We start from the raw sequence: 19,417 nt of genomic DNA on the forward strand, positions 1-19,417 counted from the left end.
ACCTCTTAAAATTTAATACATTGAAATTCACAAAATCTACCGGAATACTGTTGTTATTCATGGCAGTACCCTTTTTTACCTTTGCGCAGGACTGGCACGTAGGCGCTCTTCTCGGTATTACCAATTACAGTGGAGATCTTTCCCAAAAACGGGTTGACATGAGATACACCCGCCCTGCACTGGGTTTGCTGGTGAGAAGAGATATCAACCGTTACTTCACTGTACGCGCTGCCTTTACCTGGGGAATTGCTACAGGAGCTGATAGCACCAGTTCCGAAAAGGCACTGGTAGCAAGGAACCTGAGCTTCAGAACAAATATTTTTGAAGGGAGCCTGATAGGTGAGCTTAATTTTTTTGATATAGAAGAAAAGGGATTTACACCTTATATTTTTGCCGGTGTAGGTGGTTTCGGATTTGATCCTACTGCCAAAGACCAGTCGGGTAACAGGGTGCGTTTGCGCCCATTGGGCACAGAAGGACAGGGGTTACCACAGTATCCCAACAGAAAGCCATACGACCTGTTTTCTTTTTCTTTCCCTTTTGGCGCGGGTGTTAAAGCTATCCTTAATGATACCTGGACCTTGGGTTTTGAAATTGGTTTGCGTCCAACACTTACAGATTACCTGGATGATGTGAGTACTACTTATGTTGATAAAAATACTTTGCTGGCTTATCGCGGGCAGAAATCAGTGGATATGGCTTTTCGTGGTGATGAACTGAATGGAAAAAATACACCGGGTGTATACCCTGCAGATGGCGCTCAACGTGGCTCCTCTAAACATAAAGACTGGTACTCGTTTTCAGGCATTACTATCACCTATCGCCTTGGTGGCGGCGGAGGATGGGGCAAGCAAAAAGCTATGCGTTGTCCGGTACTAAGACCTTAGCCTGTTTTAAAAGACTGATCTTCAGATCTTCCGGTAAGTTATTTATAAATTTAATCCCGGCTTAATGCCGGGATTTTTTTATTGGCATAGTTGTTGGATTTATTTGTTTGAACAGGTAATACTTGCAGCCACCAGCTTATAACAAGCGCGAAGTATCACAAAATCGCGGAGAGAGTAATGAAACAATAGCCGTAAGAATAAGTTGGTGTGCAACTGCCTGTATAAATAACGAAAAAGAAGTGCCATGAAGAAGTTTTTATTTTTAGCTTCCGTGATGTTGATAGCAGGTAGTATAACAATTTTTGCACAACACAGACCACCTGCACCACCAAGGCCACCGGTACCCGGACATTTTCCACATCCTCCGGTTCCACCGCATCCGCCTTTTCCACCACCACATCCGCCAAGGCCGCATTTTGCGCATCCAGGACCACCGCATCATCCGCCAAGGCCTTACCCTTACAGGCATTATCATAAACATTACAGGCCTCACAGGCATCGCAGGTATGGTTATGTTGCTTATCCGGGAGTAGATTATGCGGTATCAAATGTTAGCTTTACGCTGTATCAGGGATAAGAAAATAATAACACCACAACTTTTATTTGCCAACCAATCTTGAACTAAAAAAACCGAAAAGATGAAAAAAGTATTGCTGATAATGCTGCTCATGGGTGGCACTGTGCTCACTACTTATGCACAAAGGGGATACGACAGAGGAGACCATGATCGTGGTCGTGGACATGGACACGGACGCTGGGAACGTGGTGACGATGATGATGACAGATGCGAACACCGTGAACGCAGACACTGGGACAGAGACAGAGATTGTCGCCGTGGCTGGGATGATGATTGCTACCGTCCAAGAAGAAGAGTAGTGTATGCAGAACCTGCTTACTACCCGGTTCCGGTTCCTGCACCTGTTTACTATCCATCCAGACCAAGAGCTGTATTCCACGCAGGCGTTACTATTGTGAACTGATAACTGAAAAATGGAATAAAAACGAAGCAACCGTCTCCCGGGACGGTTGCTTCGTTTTTATAAGCACCTGTTGCTGTAAGGAATAATCCTTCAGCAGCAGGGAAAAAGGAGCGCATATGAAATTACTATTGGCTACCACTTTTTAATGCGGTATGGTATGGTTACTTTTGTTGATTGGTTACTAAGAACATTCAACATGGCATATAAAAATCTCAGACATTTTATAGATACGCTGGAGCAGGCAGGAGAACTGATACGCATTAAAACTTATGTGGATCCTAAACTGGAAATAGCTGAAATCACAGACAGGATCAGCAAATCGGCTGATGGTGGTAAAGCGCTGTTGTTTGAAAATACGGGTTATGATTTTCCGGTACTCATCAATTCCATGGGCAGTTACAAGCGGATGTGCCTGGCGCTGGGAGTAAAGGAGCTGGATGATGTAGCCGGCGAAATTGAACAACTCTTTAAATTATTATCCAAACCCAAAGAAAGTATACTTGATAAACTGGCATTACTGCCCAAACTGGGACAGTTTGCCTCCTGGATGCCGAAGGTGGTTAGTGGCAAAGGTAGCTGCCAGGAAGTAGTGATGGCGCAACCAGACCTGGGCAAATTACCCGTAATGACCTGCTGGCCCAAAGATGGCGGCCCTTTTATAACCCTTCCTGTTATACATACCAAAGACCCGCTTACCGGTACCCGCAACGTAGGGATGTACCGCATGCAGGTATTTGAAAAAGATATGACGGGTATGCACTGGCATAAACATAAAGTATCTGCAAAACACTTTATGGAATACAAGAAGCTGAATAAGCGTATGCCCGTTGCCGTTGTACTGGGTGGTGATCCGGTATATACGTATTCGGCCACTGCGCCCCTCCCTGAAAATGTGGATGAGTACATGCTGGCTGGTTTTCTGCGTAAAAAGAAAGTAGAGCTGGTAAAATGTATTTCACAACCTGAAATTGAAGTACCCACCGATGCAGACTTTGTGATAGAAGGATATGTAGAACCATCCGAGGAGCTGATCTGGGAAGGGCCTTTTGGTGATCATACCGGCTATTATTCCCTGGCCGACTGGTATCCTAAATTTCATGTAACAGCCATTACGCATCGTAAAGACGCCGTGTATCCGTCAACGATAGTAGGCATTCCGCCGCAGGAAGATGCCTGGATTGGAAAAGCCACGGAACGTATATTCCTGGCACCTATTAAGATGACGCTGGTGCCTGAAATCATTGACATGGAAATGCCCGTGGAAGGCGTTTTTCATAACCTGGTGATCGCGCAGATCAAAAAAGATTATGCAGGTCAGGCGCAGAAAGTGATGAATGCGATGTGGGGCGCCGGACAAATGATGTTTAACAAGATACTGGTGGTAACGGATGAAGGCGTGAAGATCAATAATTACAAACAGCTGGCGCAGTATGTATTCCAGCACCTGAATCCGGCTACAGACATCTATCTGAGCCAGGGACCGATGGATGTACTGGATCATTCCTGTTCAAAAATGGGTTTCGGTGGTAAGATGTGTATTGACGGTACCAGGAAATACGAAGAAGAAACGGATACTGCCTACTTATCGGTGGCAGCACCTAAAACGCTTGATACAGCAGCTATTACGCAACAGTTCCCGGAAATAAAAGGCATCAACAGCAGTTTGCTGGCAATGGATATTTCCTGTATACTGGTAGCGGTGCAAAAGAGCCGCCCGTTTCATATCCGTGAATTAAATGAACAACTGTATACTTTGCCTGCATTGGCGGGTGTGAAGATGATCCTGTATGTAGAGCATACAGTGGATGTAAGTGATCTGGCATCTGCTTTATGGCGTTTCTGCAATAACCTGGACCCCAAGCGTGATAGCTTTGTGATCAATAAACCGGCAACACAACCCGGTAAATACATTGGTGGCATTGGTATGGATGGTACACTGAAAACCAGGCTGCTGGATAATTTTGAGCGCGACTGGCCTAATATCATTGTAGCTGATGATGAAACCATCCGTAAAATAGATGCTAAATGGGCTGAGTTGGGCGTAGGTCCTTTCCTGTCTTCCCCTTCACTGAAATATAAACAACAAATTTATGGCGAAGAAGCGGTGGTGCAGCAGTAGCTGTTTGCTCCTGTTCGTAATATTAGCCGGCAGCCTTCGGGTTGCCGGTCAGGCCAGTACAGCCGACTTCCGCTTTCTGGATAAACTGGCCGGTACCTGGAAGATGTCTACCCGCAAAAGCACGATCGTAGAAACCTGGAACCGGGTGAATGATTCTACCTGGTATGGGAAAACATGGCGTGTGGTGGGTGCTGATAGTGCCGTGCAGCAATCTATGCAGCTTACCCGCAGGGGCGATGATATTTATTTTATTCCTGCATATGAAGGCCGGCCAACGTTAGCGCCTATACGATTAAAACTGCGGGTATTAAAACAGATCGGTTTTGTTGCAGAAGACCTGCACAATGATTTCCCCCGGAAAATTACCTATCGTTTTAGAGATGCCCATCACCTGGATGCCCGTGTAGAAGGGGAGAGAGACGGTACTACAGAGGAATATATCTTTCAGTATTCTTTGGCGGTGGAGTAGATTTTTGTCTTTCTCAGGATTAGACTGATTATGCTGATTACCTGATTTTATTTTTTTTGATTATAAAAAGATTAGCGAAGAACAGAGCGGGTATTATACGCTTTGATCTTCGCTAATCTTTTTATAATCAAAAAAAATAAAATCAGGTAATCAGCATAATCAGTCTAATCCTGAGAAAGACTATTTATGTATCTCTGAAGTAAAACTAAATGTGATGTCCGGATTGTTTGTACGCTCTGTATTCAGGTACCACTCGGACTGTGCGAGGTATACCAGGTGTCCGTCTTTATCTTCCACTACGTTAGAGGATTTAAAGCGGATAAATTCTTCTACTTTATCTTTAGGACCGGTGATCCAGCAGGCTTTAAAGAAAGACAGTGAGTTAAACTGACATGCAGCGCCGTATTCCTGCAGCAGCCGGTATTGAATTACTTCAAATTGCAGATCACCAACGCAACCAATAATTTTCCGGTTACCACCGTGTTGGGTAAACAGCTGAGCCACACCTTCGTCTGTGAGCTGGCGGATACCTTTTTCCAGTTGTTTGGTTTTCATCGGATCCTTATTCACCAGTTCCTTAAACAGTTCAGGTGAAAAGCTTGGGATACCGGTCATGTAAAAGTTTTCACCTTCTGTGAGGGTATCACCGATCTTGAAGTTACCGGTATCAAATAAACCTACCACATCGCCGGGGTAAGCATCATCCACAATATTTTTTTCGCGGGCAAGGAAACTATAGGGATTACTGAACCTAACGTCTTTGTCTAAACGAACATGGTGGTAAAACTTATTTCTCTCAAACTTACCGGAACAAACGCGCAGGAACGCAATACGGTCGCGGTGACGTGGGTCCAGGTTGGCGTGTATTTTAAAGATAAATCCGCTGAATTTATCTTCATACACATCAATCTCACGGGTAGAGGCTGTGCGGTTACGTGGGATGGGTGCGATGTCCACGAAGGTATCGAGCAGGTCCTTCACCCCGAAGTTATTCACCGCACTACCAAAGAAAACCGGTGCTAGCTTACCTTGCAGGTATTCTTCATTATTGAATTTATCGTATACACCTTCGATCAGTTCCACGTCGCCGCGCAGCTGTGCTGCATCTTTGGCGTTGAAATGTTCGTCTATGTAGCTGCTGCTGAGGTCTTCCAAAGGTACTACATCTTCATCGGTAGCTTTTTTGTTGGGCTGGAAGGCCACCAGGCTTTTATCGTACAGGTTGTATACGCCTTTGAAATCGCTGCCCATATTGATTGGCCAGCTGAGAGGTCTTACACGGATGCTGAGTTTTTCTTCCAGTTCATCCAGCAGGTCGAACGGATATTTACCATCGCGGTCCATTTTATTTACAAAGATGATTACCGGTGTATCGCGCATGCGGCATACTTCCATCAATCTTTCTGTTTGTTCTTCCACCCCTTTCACGCAGTCGATCACCAGTACCACACTGTCTACTGCAGTCAGTGTACGGTAGGTATCTTCTGCAAAGTCCTTGTGACCGGGGGTATCCAACAGGTTGATGAGGATATCGCGGTATTCGAAGGTCATTACAGAAGTGGCTACAGAGATACCTCTTTGCCGTTCAATTTCCATGAAATCGGAAGTGGTGTGCTTCTTTATTTTATTGGACTTCACCGCACCGGCTGTTTGAATAGCACCGCCGAACAGGAGGAATTTCTCTGTTAGCGTGGTTTTACCGGCATCCGGGTGAGCGATGATAGCAAAGGATTTTCTTTTACTGATTTCGTTAGCGTACTTCATAAATATCCGAAAAATGGCAGCAAAGGTAACTAAATTTTTTGTCCGGCTATATTTCGTGTTTATTGGTGCTGTCCATGAATATAAATCCGCTAAATTTGAAATATGATTGCAACCCTTAAAATTTTATGGAATAGCTTCAGAATGGCGATGCAGGAGCTGCGGGTAAACAAGCTGCGCACTTTTTTATCGTTATTGGGTATTACCATTGGTATCTTCTGTATAATAGCGGTGTACGCCCTCACCTATAGTCTGGAACATAATATCAGAAAGGAGCTGGCGGATCTGGGAGATGATGTGGTATATGTCCAGAAATGGCCCTGGGGCGGGAATGGTGATTATCCCTGGTGGAAATATATGAATCGTCCGTTGCCGGAGTACAAAGACCTGAAACCTATACAAGATAAGGTGCAGAGCGCCAGCTATGCTTCTTTTAACTTTGAAGTAAGTGGTAAAAAGGTAGAATATGGGAATGACTATATGGATGGAGTGACCATGATGGCCGTGTCAAATGATTTTGATCAGATACAGGCCATGCAGATTACAAATGGTCGTTTCTTTGCCAACAGCGAAAGTAATAGTGGTGTAAACGTTGGTATACTGGGCGCTACGGTTTGGGATGGTCTTTTTCCTTCGCCGGAAGCGGCCATAGGTAAGGTGGTGAAGGTGGCTGGCCGGGATGTAAAGATTGTAGGCGTGCTGAAGAAAAAGGGGGAAAGCATGATTGGTGGACCCACTTTTGACAATGCTATCGTACTGCCTTATCGTTTTGCCCGTACAGTGGTGGATGAGCGCCGGTTTGCTGATCCATATATTTTAGTAAAGGCTAAGCCCAATGTATCCATGGAGCAGCTGAAAGATGAGCTGAGAGGCGTAATGCGTGCGTTGCACCGGTTGAAACCCAGAGAGGAAGACGATTTTGCATTAAATGAGATCAGTTCAGCCAATGACAGTCTGAATGCGATGTTTGGGGCTATTAACCTGGGAGGCGGCTTTATTGCCGGTTTTGCGCTGATTGTAGGTGCTTTTGGTATTGCCAATATAATGTTTGTAACGGTAAAGGAAAGAACCAGTATTATAGGGCTTAAGAAGGCTATTGGCGCGCGTCGCGGCATCATCCTGATGGAGTTTTTGCTCGAAGCGGTGTGCCTTTGTCTGATTGGGGGCACTCTTGGATTATTGCTGGTTTATGGACTGACAGTACTCATTAATATGTCTGGTTCCTTTGAGATGGTATTGTCGTTGGGGAATATTATCAAAGGGTTGAGTATATCTGCCGTGGTAGGCGTGCTGGCTGGCTTTATACCAGCTTATACCGCCAGTAAACTGGATCCGGTGGTAGCTATACGCAGTAATTAATTACGAATTACGAATTACGGATCAAAGCGAAGACTATTTATATGCGTAATTCGTAATTCTCACATTTAATGTAACTTTTGGCAATAGTACCCGTTTAAGATGCAAATAAACCTAATATGAATCTGAAGCAAAATTTAGTGGCACTCGCATTTATCTCCCTGGCAGCAGTATCCTGCAAAACCACACAAAGTAGTGCTGGTTGCAAGTTTGAGGGCGTTGTAAAGGATATGAGCGGATTGGACGGATGTGGTCTGTTGATAGAGTTGAAAGACGGTACCCGTTTACAGCCGGTAGAATTTGCCCATCCTGGTTTTACGCTGAAAGCCGGACAGGCAGTGAAACTGAACTATACTGAATTAAAGGACCGTATGTCTACCTGTATGGGTGGAAAGATGGCACGGATTGATTGTATAACAGCTATAAAATAATGAACAGCAATGATGCTGTAGGACAGGCGGGAGTTTTCCCGCCTTTTTTATTTAATTTTGTAGCTTATGTCTGTCAGAATATTAGCAATAGAATCATCCTGCGATGATACCGGTGCAGCAGTTATAGTGGATGGAAAGATCTTATCCAATCATATTGCCAATCAAAGTATACACGAGCAATACGGCGGAGTAGTGCCGGAACTGGCTTCCCGCGCACACCAGGAAAACATTGTGCCAGTAGTGGATATTGCCTTGCAAACAGCGGGTGTAAAGCGGGAGGAGCTGAGTGCTATTGCCTTTACCCAATCGCCGGGATTAATTGGTTCTTTGCTGGTAGGTAGCTGTTTTGCCAAATCTATGGCTATGGCGCTGGATATTCCACTGATAGGGGTGCATCATATGCAGGCGCATGTGCTGGCCAATTTTATTGATGATCCGAAACCTGATTTTCCATTTTTGTGCTTAACCGTTTCCGGTGGCCATACGCAGATTGTATTGTGTGAAAGCCCGCTGCAGATGCGCGTTATTGGTGCAACGCTGGACGATGCTGCCGGTGAAGCTTTTGATAAGAGTGCCAAAATACTGGGCCTGCCTTATCCGGGTGGTCCGCTGATTGATAAATACGCCCAATCCGGAGATGGTAACCGTTTTAAATTTACGGAGCCACGTATCCCTGAGCTGAACTTCAGTTTCAGTGGCTTAAAGACAGCCATCCTTTATTTTCTGCAGGAGAACCAGCAAAAGGACCCGGATTTTATTGCTAAAAACCTGCCTGATATCTGTGCCTCTATACAGCAACGCATTGTTAGTATTTTAATGAATAAGATGGTGAAGGCATCTCAGGAAACCGGTATCCGTGATATTGCCATTGCAGGTGGCGTGAGCGCCAATAGCGGTCTGCGCAAGGCTTTAGCGGAATATGGCACTAAACATCACTGGCGTACTTTTATTCCAAAGTTTGAATACTGTACGGACAATGCGGGCATGATTGCAATGACTGCCTATTATAAATACCTGGCAGGAGATTTTGTGTCATTGGATGTAGTGCCTACCGCGAGGGCTGCATTTTAGGTTTTAGTCCCTAAATGCTAAAAGCCAATCGTTAAAAGCTAAAATGCTATTCCTTTCTCATACTTAACCGATTTAGCTTTAGGGCATTCCTATAATTGCATTTTTATTTATGAAGAAGATATTAATTGCTTTGTTTGGTCTGCTAATGACCTTCAATATTACTATAGCACAGGAGTCTGTTGCCTATACTGATTGGAAGAACCAGAAATATTCCATGTTCATTCACTGGGGGGCCATCTATTCTACCCTTGGTGGTGTATGGGAAGGCAAACCTGTTACCAGGGGATATAGTGAACAGATACAGTCGCATGCCGGTATTTATAGTGATGTATATGGAGATATCGCCAAACAGTTCCATCCGGAGCATTGGAATGCTGATTCTATAGTATTGCTGGCAAAGGCTGCAGGCATGAAGTCGGTGGTAATGACCTCCAAACATCATGATGGTTTTTGTATGTTTCATACGGCTTATACCGACTATAACGTAGTAGATGCTACGCCGTTTAAGCGCGATGTACTGAAAGAATTATCTGATGCCTGTCAGCGTCAGGGGTTGAAATTCGGCATGTACTTTTCGTTGATCGACTGGCATTTTCCGCAGGCGTATCCTATTTCCAGCAGTAACAGTGATCCTATTACACCGGAGCATCATGAGTTTAACAAGAAACAGGTAACGGAGCTGATGACTAATTACGGACCCGTTTCAGAGATCTGGTTTGATATGGGTTCTCTTACCGCGCAACAGAGTCGTGATCTGGCAGAGATTGTGCATCGCCTGCAACCTGGTTGTATGGTGAGTGGTCGTTTAGGTAATGATGCCGGCGATTTTTGTGTGATGGGAGATAACCAGTATCCTGATTATAAAATAGCTTCCGCCTGGCAAACACCTGCTTCTGTATACGATGAAACATGGGGATATCGCAGCTGGCAGAAACATGGTAAAGCAGCAGATAAAGCACATGAAAAACTGGAAGGACTGATTAAGGTGGTTAGTCGCGGTGGTAATTATCTTTTAAATATAGGTCCGCGTGGGGATGGTTCTGTAGTAGATTTTGAAAGAGAAGTATTACTGTTAAATGGTGCCTGGCTGAAACTGAATGGGGAAGCCATTTATAGCGCTTCTGCCAATCCTTTTGATACTACTTTCGCCTGGGGTGAAGTGACCACTAAACCAGGTAAATTATATTTGCATTTGTTGCATGCACCGGAAAACGGGACGATCACTTTACCGGGTTTGACCAGTAAGATCAGCCAGATTACTTTGCTGGATAATGGCACAAAAATAAATGGCAAAGTAACGGTGAAGAATGGCAATACCGTGATACAGCTGCCTGCCGGTTTTACATTAGCGGATAAAGAAATTAAAGTGCTGGCGCTTACCTGCAAAGATGGTGTAGCCATAACGCCACAGCACCTGTTGAAAAATCCGACCCTGCTGAACAGGGATAATGCTACCCCACAATTTAGTTTCTCCGGGGTAGATTATGAGAGCTATTACCGCAGCCAGGTAGGGGATGCGTGGTTGTTTACTGCTGCTAAGCCTGCCCGTCTTCACCTGTTATATAGTGAAGCAGAAAAAGGCAGGCAGATACGGCTTACGCTCAATGGCAGTAATAATGAAATACAGCTGGATGGTGCTACTGCACAGCCTTTGAAGAATGATCCTGCCAGTTTGCAGTGGAGTGGTATGTACGCTGCCGGACCTTTCTGGTCGGGTATTGATGACACAGAAGGTGCCGTAAAAGATATAGATTCTTCCAAACCATGGCCTAATAAAAATGGCAAGGCATGGACCCTTCATCCGGAGTGGAAGAACGATGTAGTGCAAACAGTTGATGCCGATAGAAATATGGGATTATATATTCTGCAGGAAATCACCGCGCCACAGACGGGTGCTTACCTGGTAGGCTTTACCAGTGGTGATGGTATAGCCGTATATCTAAATGGAGAAGAGCAGATGGTGCATAATAATCCGGAACGCGGTGGTACGCAAACAGGCGTGTTGCTGTTGCCTTTCAAAGCCGGAAAGAACCAGTTGGTGGTGAAATTCTACAGCAGATTTGTAAAGCAGTCGCAGTGGGCTGTTAACCGCAATGTACCGCAGGTAATGTATTCGCAGCCGTTGCCTTTGCGTGTAAAAGGTAATGGGAAAGTAGAAACCTGTGAGATCAGACAGGCACACCCGGTATCTGTGCATCGTAATTTACAGCTGCCCAACCTGGCAGTAGTGATTGAAAAATAAGTATGGCCAATACATTTTTTAAGTTCAAGCAGTTTACCGTCAACCAGGCGCATTGCGCCATGAAAGTGTGTACAGACGCCTGTATACAAGGTGCTTTCACGGCGCAATACCTGGCAGACAGTCATCTAACGGTGTCGGCTATACTGGATATAGGAGCCGGCACCGGCTTGCTTAGTTTAATGTTGGCGCAACAGTCAGGTGCAGTGATTACTGCAGTGGAACTGGACCCGGCGGCGGCGCAGCAGGCCACTGAAAATTTTAATGCTTCTCCCTGGGCTGACCGGCTATCACTAACGCAGCAGGATATACGAAAAATGGATGCGGCGGTGAAATATGATTTCATTATCAGCAATCCGCCGTTTTATGAGGCCGCGCTGAAGAGCGGGCATGCAACGAAGGACCAGGCTATGCACGCCACCAATCTAAGTTATAAGGAACTGATTGCTGCCATTGATCAGCATTTGCAACCATCGGGAGAGGTATCTATATTGCTGCCTTTTGTGCAGTTTGAAACATTCAGGTTGTTGGCAGTGGCGGCAGGATATCATCTGCAACAGGTGATGTACATCCGGCAAAGTGTGAACCATGGCTATTTCCGGGCTACCGGTATATTTGCGAAAACGCCTGCAACTACTATTATACAGGAGCTGGCCATTTATGATGCAAACAACGTATATACGTCTGCGTTTGCACAGCTGTTACAGCCATATTATTTATATCTTTAAAAAACAGTTACATCACCTGTATTTATCATGATCCGTTAACATAGTCTTCCAGGTAAGAGAACTTGTCTGTAAGCGCTCCGTTTGCCGCAATGGTGGCATTGCGGATCATTTCACTCTGTGGCTTTAATAATTCTTCAAAGACATATTTCATCAGTTGATCACCGAAGTACTGTGAGGCATCGCGGGGCAATTCGTTGGGCAGGTTGCTTATGCACATCATATCTACGGTTCCTGGAAGATAGGGGGCGGTTTGTTCCATCGTTTCTTTAATGACGCCGTATACAGGGTCTTCGATGGTACTGTCGCCAAGGTTACAGGGGATAGAGCCATGTGTGTCATCTGTAATATCCGCGATCACCTGGATGTGGAAATTATCTTTTTTCAGATCATTGGCATTAAACAATGGGGGGATATTATGATCCCAGTAAATGCCGTTCATGAGGATATCTGTTCCGGTAACATAGGGGAGGAAGCGGCATTCATAATTTTCCGGATGGGCGTGGAAGTCGGACCTGCTATAGGTTTTGTCGTGTTTGCGCAGGTATAGCTCTCCTGCCTTGAGTTGTGTATACACCGGGTAGGCATATTCATTTACGAGGTATTCTTCCGGTGGAAGGTATTTAATCCCGAGTAGTCCCATGATTTCCAAAGCACCTGCAGCCACACGGCCAGACCCTGTGATCACTATTTTCATAGGAGGAAGCTTGATACCAAAGTAATGGGTGATTAATTCCTGGAAGTCGTGACACGTATGTACCGGCTTGAAATTATAGGCACCGGTTTTTTTGCCAAAGGCCTGTAATCCGTTGTGAGCTCCTACCACACCGGCAAAGAAGCCGAAGCCAAGGATGCGTTGACCGTCGGGATGCACGAGGCATTCGTAGTCGATCAGCGAAATCTTTTTTTTCAGGATTGTTTGCAGCAGGTGTTGATTATGGGGTTGTTTTTTTTTAGTATGACTGAAAAAGAGATACGTTTTATGTGCGATTAATTTTTCTGCCGGTACCTCTTTGATGCCCAGCAGGAGGGAGCAGTGGGAGAGATCTTCCTGCAGTTGTGCGCCGGCCTTTTCGTACTCTTCATCCCTGAAACACCGGTGGGGAGAGGGTGCTACGTATATCTGTGTTTGCGGAAAGTGATGCATGATCCACTGGCATTGTTTGGGTGTAAAGGCCACCCTGTTATCGTGCGGATGTTTTTCTTCCCGGATCAATCCTATGTGTATCGTGTTTTCCATCTCTGAATTTACTGCATTTTAATGAACATGGTTTACTTTTGCAGTGGTATGAATAATTTAGAATTGTTAGAAGAGGAGCGCTTACTTCCCATGCTTGAAGAGGCCGGCATAGTAGTTTCAGGCGAAAATTTTCAGTTGCCGGAAATTTTTTTAATGGAGATGACAGCTATCAGTGATCACCTGACAGAGTTGGAAAGTGACCCGGATGAAAAAGTGTTCGGTATCCTAAAAACCGCTGTAGTAGCGGCAGAAGAAGAGATGCTGGAAGAAGCAGCGGAGGCGGTGAACGGTTATGATCCGACAAATGCAGACGCTGCAGTCCTGGAAAAGTTGAAAATTTTTTATTTTAAAAGAAAATTTTTGTTGCAGATTAAAGAAAGAGTTTCTATATTTGCATCCCGTAATTGACGCGGCGAGTTCTTATAAATGATTGCCCAGATGGCGGAATTGGTAGACGCGCTAGACTCAAAATCTTGTATTCGCAAGGGTGTGCAGGTTCGATTCCTGTTCTGGGCACATTGACTACCAAATGCTTAGAAAAGGCTGCAGCGATGCGGCCTTTTTTTATTTGCAGCAATTTGCCAGTAAAAAGATGCAGGAAGCAAAGAGCTAATTAAGTCTTTAAATTTACTTCTTACTACAGATATATATATCTACAATTTCTTTAACCTCCTTTTATCAGTGTTCACTTTTTATAACTTAATTGTTGCTTTGGCCAACAAAGATTTTGAACTGAAGAGATAATTACACTACAACATTATAATTCTATAACAAATAATTTTGGGGGCTACCATTTCTCGTAAAACAAACAGGTTGTCATATAACCTGCTTTTTCAGCTTTTCAAAATATTCCTTAATGACGCCGGCTTTATCCTTTTTTATTTTTTTTCCGAGTTCTTTGCGAGGACAGTTGGCATTATATTTTGCTCCCCAATCCATAATTTCAATGATTATTGGCAACAGATCAATCCCTTTTCTGGTAAGGCTATAAATAAACTTTGACTTGTTGGTTGGCGACACCCGTTTTGAAAGAATATTCTCAGCCTCCAGAAGGGCCAGCCTGTTAACAAGAATGTTTGTAGCGATCTTTTCCTCTGACTCCAGAAACTCGCTGTAAGACAATTTCCCTCTGAGCATAATATCCCTGATAATAAGCAGCGACCATTTATCCCCAAAAACATCCAGGGAACACGTGATTGGACAATCTGACCTGGTTTTTTCCATACTGTTTTGTTAAAAGTACTTGCAATTTGAAATAACTTTATATCTTAGTGCTTGCAAAATGCAATAACAAAGATAATCATTATCTAATTCTTTAAAATGGAAAAAATGGAAAACTCAACATCAACAAAACAACTTCTCGAAACTTATTACAAGGGTTTTGCTCAAAAAGAAGGATGGGAATCGGTCATCTCTGATGACTTTAAATTTATTGGCGGTGATATGACAAAAACAGCCCCAATTGTTGGAAAAGCCGCCTACATTGAAGTCATTAAAAGGTTTTCCCGTGTGTTTCAAACCATGCGTGTAAAAGAAATGATTATCGAAGGTGAAAATGCCTGTGTTATTGGAAACTATGACTATACATTTCCTAACGGCGTAAGCATTAATGGTGATGTAGCTGAGATCTGGAAAGCGAAGAATGGGAAACTTGATGCACTGACCATATTCTTTGATACACATACTTTTGATAAGAATATTCCAAAGTAATTTCAATCTTTTATGGCTTACAATGAATCCTTGGCAAACAAGATCAGACAAGCGCTTGCTCATTTGCCGAAAGTTGAAGAGAAAAAAATGTTTGGCGGAACAGCGTTTATGGTTGATAGCAAAATGTGCCTGACAGCGGGCGCTGACAGGATGATGTGCCGTATTGACCCCAACATTCATGAAGAAGCGGTTAGCAGAAAAGGTTGCCGTACTGTGATTATGAAAGGAAAGGAATACAAGGGGTATGTTTATGTAAACGAGGATAGTCTTCAAACAAAAGCTGATTTTAATTACTGGGTGACACTTGCGCTTGACTTCAATAAAAAAGCGAAGACTTCCGGCAAAAAATAATGACAATGTTTACAAAGTTTGTAGTGTCTGACTCCCACATCAATAGTTGCCCATCTTCCTTTTATGTGCTAACTTGGCACGATATTTAATATATACCTTGTTTTCGTCATGTGAAAATTGCCTGTGATTTGTGTACTATGCTTCCTGTTTCCTGCTTTTATTAGCATCACTGATACTATTGCCAATTAAAAAGATCAAAGCCAATTCCGTTGACAGTTTGCAATATGCTGTCATACATTATATGGATGATAACGGGCTTCCTCAGAACAGTGTAAAATTTATAACGCACGATGAAAATGGATTTCTGTGGATGGCCACAGAGAATGGTCTTGTACGTTTTGATGGCAAACGATTTAAAAATTATAGCGTAGGTAACCTATCCCTGACGTCAAATAGAATCAGTTATATCTATATCAATTCGGGTAGCGGGCAACTAAGCGCCAGAACAGATGCAGGAGAGATAATTGATATCCGCAACAGCGCTGCATGGCTGAGACCAGCTGCTGCCAGGGGAAATTGTTTGTACGAACGCCTCGTACTGGATGATGTAAAAGGCCGCTTGCCAGCTACAGGTATTCCCCATTTTTATCCAAGCACACACATTTTCAAAGAATACCTGATACTAGGTAAGCATAATTGCTTTTACGTGATCACAAAAGATAGCCTGCTGGTGCAGATGCCCAACGGGTGCCGCAGCGGTATGGCCTGCGACAGTATAGATCCGTTCTCTTTCTTTACGATACAGCAGCAGTTGTTTTATATTAATCCTTCCGGGCAAATCTTCACTTTTGATGGCGCAAAGCTCAGGCCATGCGGGGTGCAGGGAAGAACTTACGGTTATCATTTGTATTGGAATGCTATCGCCGGGCAGGTGTTCCTGTATGCAGATGAGCGCCTGTATCTGCTGGAAAGGGAGGAAGATGGCTGCTTTAAGACTACCCTTATTCTAAATGGCTTTGATCTGGAAGATAACCGGATAATTTGCCCGTATTATGATAAAGATAATGCACGACTTTTCCTGGGAAGCCATACACAGGGACTTTATGTATTTACCAGGAAAAAATTCACACCTGTAAATGTAGATGGTGTGTCCGGAGATGATGTACAATATGCACAGGCAGCGTATACCCATCACCGTATCATTGTACCTGATGGCCAGATGTATAATAATTTTAGCGCAACAGGGGTGTTGCCTGCATTAAATCGTGTTTATCATATTGATAGGTACAGTATCCTGAAAGATCATCTTGACAAGATCTGGTATAAGTCGGGCAACTTTGTTTACCAACTGGATTCCAACAGTGTAAAACAGCAATTCCACCTGCCGGGTGAAGTGTCCCAGATTTATGAAGACCAACAGCACAGGTTACTGATAGGAACAGGTTCCCAGGGACTCTGGTATCTTGATCCTGCTAAATACATAAAGCGGCCGGTACTACTGGTAGACTGGCTGCCCAAGATATCGTGGCTGCAGGAAGAAACACCAGACCTGTTATGGATTGGCACAGCGGTGGGCTTGTTCCGCTTCCGGTACTCCACGGGAATAACAGATACCATACCGGGAATGCGGGGCATCTATATCCGGAGCCTGTATATACCCCGTCCAGGTGAAGTATGGATCACTACGTACAGCCATGGTTTTTATCTTTTCAGCAATAATAAACTCACCGCATTTCCGCTGGATGAAGAACATTACCTGGCAGCATCGCATTGTATAGTGCCTGATGATAACGGTTTTCTCTGGATCACCACCAACAAAGGGCTTTTCCAGGTGGCGAGGAAGGATCTGCTGGATTATGCCCGGCATCCATCATCTTCTTTGTTTTATATGTATTACGCGAAAGATGCGGGTTTCAACACGAACGAATTTAACGGTGGTTGCGAGCCCTGTGCATTGAAGCTGGATAACGGTATCATTTCTCTCCCTTCTATGAATGGCCTGGTGTGGTTTTCCGCTACGCAAAAGATGGCTGAAATACCAGATAAAGGATTGTTCATTGACGAAGTGGAAGTGGATAAGCGTAAATACTATGTGCAGGATACCATTCATCTGCTGCATAATTTCCGGCAGATGAAGTTATATCTGAGCACGCCGTATTTCGGGAATGCCTATAACCTCCGGCTATCTTATGCACTGGTTAAAAACCGTACTGATACTTTATGGCTGGATGTGCCACCTGACAATACTATTGCATTTTCTACCTTAGCCTCCGGCACCTACAAGCTTTATATTCGTAAGCTGAACGGCTTTGGCATCGGCAACTATACGTTCCGCAAAATGGTGATAATAGTAGCACCAGCCTACTATGAAACCACCTGGTTCCTGCTATTGGCAGGCCTCATAGGAATCCTCACCATATATATTTATTCCCGCCTGTATTTATATAATTTAAGGAAAAAAAATATCGAGCTGGAAGCACATGTGGCTGAACGCACGAGAGAGTTGAATACTTCGGAAAAAAGATTGCGGCAACAGGTACGTATCCAGGAAAGACTGGTAGCGGCTATTACGCATGATATCAAAACACCCATGAAATATCTGATGCGTGCTGCAGAACATATTTTTGGAAAAGACCATGAAAAGGAAATAATGCAGCAGCATGCTCATATTATTTATGATGCTTCCTATCGCATGTATCACCTGCTGGATAACCTGATAGGCTACATGCGCACACATTTGCAGATAGGACAGCTGGTGAAGGAAGAAATGGGTATATACGAACTGATAGAAGGGAAACGGAAGATATTTGAGCCGGTTGCAGCATTGAAAAATACAATTATCAGCAACCAGGTAGCTGCGTCATTAAAGATTTCCGGTAATCCCCGCATATTGGAAGTAGCCATACATAACCTGGTAGATAACGCGGTTAAGCATACAGATAACGGGAATATTGTTTTATCAGCATCCATCATACAGGAAGAAGTATATATCTGTATTAGCGACACCGGTCCCGGTTTTCATGAAGAGGTATTAGCCTGGGTCAATGGTATTACCATGCATGGAAAAGAAGAGGCTAGCCTGGAATGGCCGCTGCAGCAGGGAATGGGACTTATTATAGTAATAGAATTATTGCAGCTGATAAAAGGCCGGCTGCAAATTGAAAGTATACGTCATGTGGGAACTGTAGTAACAGTTATACTCCCATTACATTAGTTGCTATATAGCTTTACTTTCTCTGCCAGTTCAATAATGTTGGATATCTCCAGTTTTTCAAATATTCTGCTTTTATAAGTACTGACAGTAGTGATCTGGAGACTGAGCGTTTGGGCAATATGTAGTACACTGGTACCTTTTATCAGCAGATGCATTACTTCTGTTTCACGCCCTGATAATACCAGTAACGGGTTGGCAGGAGTGGAAAAGGAACGGTGGGGGCTGATGCGCTGTACCAGCTGTTCCTTGATGCCTTCGCTCAGGTATTTTTCATTGTTCATCATTGTAGTGATGGCCTTGCGGATCTCTTCTTCCGGCGCATGCTTTACAAGATAACCATCTGCGCCAGCCTGCAGATAATTGATCCCGAACAGCTGTTCATCATACCCGGAAAAAATAAGGATCCTGATATCAGGCTGCCGTAAACGTACGGCGCTCATCATCTGAAGATTATTGCCACCCGGAATGTTGATGTCAAGCACCAGCAACTCAAAAGGATGTTCTGACAGGAGTTGAATGGCGCTGTCAAAATTATCTGTCTCAACTATATTAACCTGGCTTATAAGGTCTCTGATAATAGCGGTAATCCCTAACCGCACAATAGCGTGGTCTTCTGCAACAAGAACTGATTTCATGACATAGGTGTAGTGGTAGCACAAAAGTAGTCTTTCCTGCAATTTATTCTGTAGTAATAATACTACCAGCACTACGTAGTTATTCTACAACGTATTACAACTGCTTGTGCTACTTTCGCTAAAATTAATAGTCAGTTCCCTTAAAAGCCTATGAGTAACTGACGATAATGAGCATGCGCCGAATTCAAATTCAATGTCAAAAAAACCTATGGAGAATGTTGCAAAGTTACCTTGTCATTACTTTAACTATGTTGTCTGTTCCGGATTTTATGTATCAATCAGTAGGGTA

The 19,417-nt window shown here is 43.9% G+C and carries 18 protein-coding genes and 1 tRNA gene; 15 read left to right on the forward strand and 4 right to left on the reverse strand.

Features of this window, described 5'->3' with window-relative positions; translation table 11 throughout:
• The first annotated feature begins 20 nt into the window (after positions 1 to 20).
• The 5 genes from porG to CLV51_RS20085 all read left to right on the forward strand — a co-directional run bounded on the left by porG (position 21) and on the right by CLV51_RS20085 (position 4,455).
• Entirely contained in the window at positions 21 to 887 is an 867-nt protein-coding gene (porG, locus tag CLV51_RS20065; protein WP_158267078.1) for a type IX secretion system protein PorG, read from the forward strand.
• A 244-nt stretch (positions 888 to 1,131) separates the two neighbouring features.
• Positions 1,132 to 1,464, forward strand: a complete 333-nt coding sequence (locus tag CLV51_RS28935) for a hypothetical protein (protein ID WP_146151329.1) — start codon at positions 1,132 to 1,134, stop codon at positions 1,462 to 1,464.
• A gap of 61 nt (positions 1,465 to 1,525) precedes the next feature.
• The gene (locus CLV51_RS28940) at positions 1,526 to 1,867 is read left to right on the forward strand and encodes a hypothetical protein (protein ID WP_146151330.1); all 342 of its coding nucleotides are present in this window, start codon (positions 1,526 to 1,528) and stop codon (positions 1,865 to 1,867) included.
• 196 nt (positions 1,868 to 2,063) lie between these two features.
• Entirely contained in the window at positions 2,064 to 3,986 is a 1,923-nt protein-coding gene (locus CLV51_RS20080; RefSeq protein ID WP_106530067.1) for a menaquinone biosynthesis decarboxylase, read from the forward strand.
• A complete protein-coding gene (locus CLV51_RS20085) occupies positions 3,958 to 4,455 on the forward strand; it encodes a DUF6265 family protein (RefSeq protein ID WP_106529869.1) in 498 nt (165 codons plus the stop codon). The genes CLV51_RS20080 and CLV51_RS20085 overlap by 29 nt, the downstream gene beginning before the upstream one ends.
• A 180-nt stretch (positions 4,456 to 4,635) precedes the next feature.
• On the opposite strand, the gene CLV51_RS20090 is transcribed toward CLV51_RS20085, so the two are convergent.
• Positions 4,636 to 6,219 carry a peptide chain release factor 3 gene (locus CLV51_RS20090; RefSeq protein WP_106529870.1) on the reverse strand — a complete coding sequence of 528 codons (1,584 nt, stop codon included), beginning with the start codon at positions 6,217 to 6,219 and terminating at the stop codon, positions 4,636 to 4,638.
• Positions 6,220 to 6,321: 102 nt separating this feature from the next.
• On the opposite strand from CLV51_RS20090, the gene CLV51_RS20095 reads away from it, so the two are divergent.
• The 5 genes from CLV51_RS20095 (at position 6,322) to CLV51_RS20115 (ending at position 12,041) form a co-directional block, all read left to right on the forward strand.
• Positions 6,322 to 7,575, forward strand: coding sequence for an ABC transporter permease (locus CLV51_RS20095; RefSeq protein WP_106529871.1), 1,254 nt, complete (start codon positions 6,322 to 6,324; stop codon positions 7,573 to 7,575).
• A 116-nt stretch (positions 7,576 to 7,691) separates the two neighbouring features.
• On the forward strand, positions 7,692 to 8,003 hold the full coding sequence (locus CLV51_RS20100; protein WP_106529872.1) for a hypothetical protein: 312 nt from the start codon (positions 7,692 to 7,694) through the stop codon (positions 8,001 to 8,003).
• A gap of 66 nt (positions 8,004 to 8,069) precedes the next feature.
• Positions 8,070 to 9,074: a tRNA (adenosine(37)-N6)-threonylcarbamoyltransferase complex transferase subunit TsaD gene (tsaD, locus tag CLV51_RS20105; protein ID WP_106529873.1), complete on the forward strand. Its 1,005-nt coding sequence runs from the start codon at positions 8,070 to 8,072 to the stop codon at positions 9,072 to 9,074.
• Positions 9,075 to 9,183: 109 nt separating this feature from the next.
• Positions 9,184 to 11,316 (forward strand): alpha-L-fucosidase, encoded by a 2,133-nt coding sequence (locus tag CLV51_RS20110; protein WP_106529874.1) that lies wholly within the window; start codon positions 9,184 to 9,186, stop codon positions 11,314 to 11,316.
• A gap of 2 nt (positions 11,317 to 11,318) precedes the next feature.
• Positions 11,319 to 12,041 carry a tRNA1(Val) (adenine(37)-N6)-methyltransferase gene (locus CLV51_RS20115; protein ID WP_106529875.1) on the forward strand — a complete coding sequence of 241 codons (723 nt, stop codon included), beginning with the start codon at positions 11,319 to 11,321 and terminating at the stop codon, positions 12,039 to 12,041.
• Between the two features lie 25 nt (positions 12,042 to 12,066).
• Here CLV51_RS20115 and CLV51_RS20120 read toward each other — a convergent pair whose 3' ends face one another.
• Positions 12,067 to 13,278, reverse strand: coding sequence for an NAD(P)-dependent oxidoreductase (locus CLV51_RS20120; RefSeq protein ID WP_106529876.1), 1,212 nt, complete (start codon positions 13,276 to 13,278; stop codon positions 12,067 to 12,069).
• 48 nt (positions 13,279 to 13,326) lie between these two features.
• On the opposite strand from CLV51_RS20120, the gene CLV51_RS20125 reads away from it, so the two are divergent.
• A complete protein-coding gene (locus CLV51_RS20125) occupies positions 13,327 to 13,686 on the forward strand; it encodes a hypothetical protein (protein WP_146151331.1) in 360 nt (119 codons plus the stop codon).
• Positions 13,687 to 13,710: 24 nt separating this feature from the next.
• Positions 13,711 to 13,794: transfer RNA gene (locus tag CLV51_RS20130), tRNA-Leu, on the forward strand.
• A gap of 300 nt (positions 13,795 to 14,094) precedes the next feature.
• On the opposite strand, the gene CLV51_RS20135 is transcribed toward CLV51_RS20130, so the two are convergent.
• Positions 14,095 to 14,502: a winged helix-turn-helix transcriptional regulator gene (locus CLV51_RS20135; protein ID WP_106529878.1), complete on the reverse strand. Its 408-nt coding sequence runs from the start codon at positions 14,500 to 14,502 to the stop codon at positions 14,095 to 14,097.
• A gap of 105 nt (positions 14,503 to 14,607) precedes the next feature.
• Here CLV51_RS20135 and CLV51_RS20140 point away from each other — a divergent pair, with 105 nt between their 5' ends.
• The 3 genes from CLV51_RS20140 to CLV51_RS20150 all read left to right on the forward strand — a co-directional run bounded on the left by CLV51_RS20140 (position 14,608) and on the right by CLV51_RS20150 (position 18,493).
• Entirely contained in the window at positions 14,608 to 14,988 is a 381-nt protein-coding gene (locus CLV51_RS20140; protein WP_106530068.1) for a nuclear transport factor 2 family protein, read from the forward strand.
• Positions 14,989 to 15,000: 12 nt separating this feature from the next.
• On the forward strand, positions 15,001 to 15,339 hold the full coding sequence (locus CLV51_RS20145; RefSeq protein ID WP_106529879.1) for a TfoX/Sxy family protein: 339 nt from the start codon (positions 15,001 to 15,003) through the stop codon (positions 15,337 to 15,339).
• Positions 15,340 to 15,469: 130 nt separating this feature from the next.
• On the forward strand, positions 15,470 to 18,493 hold the full coding sequence (locus CLV51_RS20150; protein WP_106529880.1) for a ligand-binding sensor domain-containing protein: 3,024 nt from the start codon (positions 15,470 to 15,472) through the stop codon (positions 18,491 to 18,493).
• On the opposite strand, the gene CLV51_RS20155 is transcribed toward CLV51_RS20150, so the two are convergent.
• Positions 18,490 to 19,128: a response regulator gene (locus CLV51_RS20155; RefSeq protein WP_106529881.1), complete on the reverse strand. Its 639-nt coding sequence runs from the start codon at positions 19,126 to 19,128 to the stop codon at positions 18,490 to 18,492. The two genes, CLV51_RS20150 and CLV51_RS20155, sit on opposite strands and share 4 nt — an antisense overlap.
• Between the last annotated feature and the right edge of the window lie 289 nt (positions 19,129 to 19,417).

Origin of the sequence: Chitinophaga niastensis (genome assembly GCF_003014755.1) — a bacterium.
Lineage (GTDB): Bacteria > Bacteroidota > Bacteroidia > Chitinophagales > Chitinophagaceae > Chitinophaga > Chitinophaga niastensis.

Coding starts and splice junctions, on each gene's coding strand:
- CLV51_RS28935 (WP_146151329.1), top strand. CDS start 1,132: ATGAAGAAGTTTTTATTTTTAGCTTCCGTGATGTTGATAGCAGGTAGT.
- CLV51_RS28940 (WP_146151330.1), top strand. CDS start 1,526: ATGAAAAAAGTATTGCTGATAATGCTGCTCATGGGTGGCACTGTGCTC.
- CLV51_RS20080 (WP_106530067.1), top strand. CDS start 2,064: ATGGCATATAAAAATCTCAGACATTTTATAGATACGCTGGAGCAGGCA.
- CLV51_RS20085 (WP_106529869.1), top strand. CDS start 3,958: ATGGCGAAGAAGCGGTGGTGCAGCAGTAGCTGTTTGCTCCTGTTCGTA.
- CLV51_RS20090 (WP_106529870.1), bottom strand. CDS start 6,219: ATGAAGTACGCTAACGAAATCAGTAAAAGAAAATCCTTTGCTATCATC.
- CLV51_RS20095 (WP_106529871.1), top strand. CDS start 6,322: ATGATTGCAACCCTTAAAATTTTATGGAATAGCTTCAGAATGGCGATG.
- CLV51_RS20100 (WP_106529872.1), top strand. CDS start 7,692: ATGAATCTGAAGCAAAATTTAGTGGCACTCGCATTTATCTCCCTGGCA.
- tsaD (WP_106529873.1), top strand. CDS start 8,070: ATGTCTGTCAGAATATTAGCAATAGAATCATCCTGCGATGATACCGGT.
- CLV51_RS20110 (WP_106529874.1), top strand. CDS start 9,184: ATGAAGAAGATATTAATTGCTTTGTTTGGTCTGCTAATGACCTTCAAT.
- CLV51_RS20115 (WP_106529875.1), top strand. CDS start 11,319: ATGGCCAATACATTTTTTAAGTTCAAGCAGTTTACCGTCAACCAGGCG.
- CLV51_RS20120 (WP_106529876.1), bottom strand. CDS start 13,278: ATGGAAAACACGATACACATAGGATTGATCCGGGAAGAAAAACATCCG.
- CLV51_RS20125 (WP_146151331.1), top strand. CDS start 13,327: ATGAATAATTTAGAATTGTTAGAAGAGGAGCGCTTACTTCCCATGCTT.
- CLV51_RS20135 (WP_106529878.1), bottom strand. CDS start 14,502: ATGGAAAAAACCAGGTCAGATTGTCCAATCACGTGTTCCCTGGATGTT.
- CLV51_RS20140 (WP_106530068.1), top strand. CDS start 14,608: ATGGAAAACTCAACATCAACAAAACAACTTCTCGAAACTTATTACAAG.
- CLV51_RS20145 (WP_106529879.1), top strand. CDS start 15,001: ATGGCTTACAATGAATCCTTGGCAAACAAGATCAGACAAGCGCTTGCT.
- CLV51_RS20155 (WP_106529881.1), bottom strand. CDS start 19,128: ATGAAATCAGTTCTTGTTGCAGAAGACCACGCTATTGTGCGGTTAGGG.